Below are 2,805 nucleotides of genomic sequence, written 5' to 3' on the forward strand. Positions count from 1 at the left end.
CTGCCACTACCCCGTGACCCAGGATTCGTTCGTGCTGCAGTGGGGCGTCATCGTCGAAAAGCCCAAGGGCATGGACGAGAAGATGACGAACAAGCTGGCCAAAGTCTTCACCGAAGGCGTCAGCAAGGGCTTCCTGCAGGATGTCGAGATTTGGCGGCACAAGACGCGTATCGACAACCCGCTACTGGTCGAGGAGGACGGCGCCGTCTACCAGATGCGACGCTGGTATCAGCAGTTCTACGTCGACGTCGCCGACGTCACGCCGGACATGACCGACCGCTTCGAGATCGAGGTGGACACCACCATCGCCAACGAGAAGTGGCACGTTGAGGTCGACGAGAACCTCAAGCGGCAGGCCGAAACGGAAGGACAGCCCTCCCAGGTCTCGACATGACCCCGCGTGAAGAGCCGCCCGACGTCGATCGACTGGCTCGGTCGATGCTAATGCTCCATGGTGATCATGACAGCCATGACGAGCTGGTACCGGCCGCTCGCGGGAGGCGTGGCGGATCTTGTTCTAAGGCAACGGCTTTCGACAACGACCCGGAGCGCGCCGCTGCGGTGCGTGAGGCGACCCAGGCCGACCGCACCCGCTACCTGACGACGGGTCTGCAGGCGGTGGACTGCCGGTTCTGCCATGCCACGGTCAACGTCAAGAGGCTCGGACCGGGGCATACCGCGGTGCAGTGGAATACCGACGCGTCGCAACGCTGTGCCTACTTCGCGGAACTGCGCGCGTCCGGCGAGGACAGCGCGCGCACGCGCGCCTGCCCGAAACTGAATGACAGCATCGAACATGCCGTTGCGGAGGGGTGTTTGGAGGCAGTGTCCACCGCCCCGCCCGCCGGCGACGGCTAGCCGTTACAGCCCGGCGAAGCGCTCCTTGACTTCTTCGGCGGTCAGCCCGTAATCAGCCAACGAATACTTGTGTTTGGGCGCGCGTGCGCCCGTCTGGCTCTCGGCGTGGCTCTCCTCCATGGCCTGCCGCGCCGCGTCGGTCAGGCTCATACCGAAGTGCCGGTAGACGTCGGCCACCGTCCCCAGTGGGTCTGCGATCAGGTCGTGATAATCGACGTCGTAGAACTGTGCCGGATCGTATTTGGCGCGCGCGGTGTTGAATCGTTCCAGTCCGCGCGACCAGGTTTTCATCGAGTCGGCACCTATCTGAGGCCCGACGAACGTCGTCGACCAGCCTTCGGCGGTGTGCTGAGCCAGCGAACACATCGAGGCCATGATCGTCTCGACCGGCCGGTGAGTCTGAATCACCAGCGCGTCGGGATAGGTCGCCATCAGCGCGTCCAGCGCGAACAGATGGCTGGGATTCTTTAACACCCAACGCTTTTCGGCGTCATTGAGTCCGATCAACTGAAGGTTCTTGCGGTGCCGCCGGTACGACGGCGTCCAGTCCTGTCCGGCGAGCCACTGGGAATAGCCGGGCAGGTGCGCCAGCGTCTCGTAGGACACCGAATGCAGCGACTGCCGCAACAGCTGCCAGCATTCCTCCAGCTCGTATGCGGCCATGAAATGCAGGCCGGTGTAGCCGGGGTTGTCCTGATGATGCTGGGTGAACTGCGCGTCGAGTTGGCGATACAGCGGATTGGATTCCCAGGTGTCGCGTGGCGGCCGCGGCTGCGGGAACTCGGCCAGCCACATGTGCAGGCCCTGGTGGGCCGGATCCGCGCCGAGTAGCCGGTGCAGCGCCGTAGTGCCGGTGCGAACCAGCCCGGTGACGAAGATGGGCCGCTTGATGGCGACGTCGGCATGTTGCGGGTATTGCTTCCACGCGGACTCGGACAGCAGCCTGGCCACCAGGGCACCGCGCAGAAAGAAGCGGTTCATCTTGCTGCCCAACACCGTAAGCCCGGCTTCGCGCTGGTAAGAGTCCAGCAACACGGCGAGCGCTTCGCGGTAGTTGTCGTCGTCGGCGCCGAAGTCGTCGAGGCCAACCACCTTGGTGGCCGAGGCGTGCAGCTCGTCGACAGTCGCGATATCGGTGCGTGCCGCGGTCATCAGGTGTGGTACTCGCCGCAGTTGACATCAAGGGTCTGGCCGGTGATGCCGCTGGACAGGTCGCTGGCCATGAACAGAATCGCCGACGCCACCTCGTCCTCGGTGGGCAGCCGCTTGAGGTCGGAGTTCGCCGCCGTGGCCTGGTAGATCTGGTCCGGTGTGGTGCCGTACTTGCCGGCCTGGTGGTTGAAGTAGGCCTGCAAGGTGTCGCCCCAGATGTAGCCGGGAGCAACAGAATTGACGCGAATGCCCTGCTCGCCGAGCTCGGTGGCCAATGACTGCGACATGGACAGCAGCGCGGACTTGGCCATCTTGTAGGCGCCGTATTTCGCCTGGGAGTGTCGGATCACCATGGAGTTGACGTTGACGACGGAGCCGTGCGATGCGGCCAGCGCCGGGGTGAAGCCCTGGATAAGCCGTAGCGCTCCCAGCGCGCTGAGCTCGATCGCGTCGCGGATGTGCTGAAATGTGGTGCCGGCCAACGGCTTCATTGACGGCACCCGGAACGCGTTGTTGATCAGCACGTCGGCCTTTCCGTAGGCCTCAATGGTGGCGTCGACAAGGTTGGCGACCTGATCGTCGTCGGTGATGTCGGTGCGTACCGTCACCGCCCGACCCCCGACGTCGGCGATTTGCTTGGCGACGTCGTCCAGGCGTTCCGGGGTGCGGGCGGCCAGCACCAGATCGGCGCCCTCTCGTGTGCACCGGTGCGCCAGCGTCGTACCCAAACCCGGGCCCACCCCGCTGATCACCACGACCTTGCCGTCAAGCATCTTCGTCATCCCAGCATCCTTG

At 64.4% G+C, this 2,805-nt stretch carries 3 protein-coding genes and 1 pseudogene; 2 read left to right on the forward strand and 2 right to left on the reverse strand.

The genetic code is table 11. The features are described 5' to 3' along the window. Together VKI00_RS06285 and VKI00_RS06290 are read left to right on the forward strand one after the other, a co-directional pair. Positions 1–394 (forward strand): annotated as a pseudogene (locus VKI00_RS06285) (3-ketosteroid-9-alpha-hydroxylase); the annotation flags it as partial. Further along, positions 391–858: a hypothetical protein gene (locus VKI00_RS06290; RefSeq protein WP_324436142.1), complete on the forward strand. Its 468-nt coding sequence runs from the start codon at positions 391–393 to the stop codon at positions 856–858. The pseudogene VKI00_RS06285 and the gene VKI00_RS06290, both read left to right, overlap by 4 nt. Before the next feature lie 3 nt (positions 859–861). Here the strand turns inward: VKI00_RS06290 and VKI00_RS06295 are convergent, their stop codons facing one another. Both VKI00_RS06295 and VKI00_RS06300 read right to left on the reverse strand, forming a co-directional pair. Beyond that, on the reverse strand, positions 862–2,010 hold the full coding sequence (locus VKI00_RS06295) for a sulfotransferase (protein ID WP_324436143.1): 1,149 nt from the start codon (positions 2,008–2,010) through the stop codon (positions 862–864). Further along, positions 2,010–2,792, reverse strand: a complete 783-nt coding sequence (locus tag VKI00_RS06300) for an SDR family oxidoreductase (RefSeq protein ID WP_324436144.1) — start codon at positions 2,790–2,792, stop codon at positions 2,010–2,012. The genes VKI00_RS06295 and VKI00_RS06300 overlap by 1 nt, the downstream gene beginning before the upstream one ends. Positions 2,793–2,805 lie beyond the last annotated feature (13 nt).

Origin of the sequence: Mycobacterium sp., assembly GCF_035314665.1 — a bacterium.
Classification (GTDB): domain Bacteria; phylum Actinomycetota; class Actinomycetes; order Mycobacteriales; family Mycobacteriaceae; genus Mycobacterium.

Excerpts from the sequence above, each read along its gene's own strand:
- VKI00_RS06290 (WP_324436142.1), top strand. The coding sequence starts at position 391 with ATGACCCCGCGTGAAGAGCCGCCCGACGTCGATCGACTGGCTCGGTCG.
- VKI00_RS06295 (WP_324436143.1), bottom strand. The coding sequence starts at position 2,010 with ATGACCGCGGCACGCACCGATATCGCGACTGTCGACGAGCTGCACGCC.
- VKI00_RS06300 (WP_324436144.1), bottom strand. The coding sequence starts at position 2,792 with ATGACGAAGATGCTTGACGGCAAGGTCGTGGTGATCAGCGGGGTGGGC.